1 protein-coding gene is annotated in these 448 nt (G+C 49.6%); it reads left to right on the top strand.

Features of this window, described 5'->3' with window-relative positions; translation table 11 throughout:
* Positions 1-448: NB-ARC domain-containing protein (locus ACTD9P_RS29945; protein WP_438870468.1), on the top strand; the 448-nt coding region annotated here is incomplete at both ends.

Genomic DNA, 448 nt, shown 5'->3' on the forward strand with positions numbered 1-448 from the left:
AACTTACCGTCACGCCGGACCGGGAACTTTATCGGACGCGGCTTTGATATAGAGGCGATCCGGCAATGGATGCTGTCTCCGTCACCGGTCTGTTTAATCACAGGCTGGGCCGGCATGGGAAAAACAACAATCGCTCTTGAAGCAGCCTACCTTTGTGCCGGCGGTTCACCAGATTGGCCTGCATTCAACAGCATCATTTGGATCAGCGCTGACTGGAAAGGATTGAGCTTCAGAGATTTTTTAAACACGATCGCCTATCAGCTCGGACGCGCAGAACAAATCGACAAATCCATCAACGAAAAACGGTTCGTCGTCCGTAATGCATTAGCCGCTCATTCAAACGAAAAACCGGTATTGCTGATCGTTGACAGCATTGATACAGCGGAACATGACATTCACGAATTTATCATCGGTCTTCCGGAAGGCGTAAAAGTTCTCCTTACGGCAC

It is taken from the genome of Pseudomonas onubensis (assembly GCF_965653655.1).
GTDB lineage: Bacteria > Pseudomonadota > Gammaproteobacteria > Pseudomonadales > Pseudomonadaceae > Aquipseudomonas.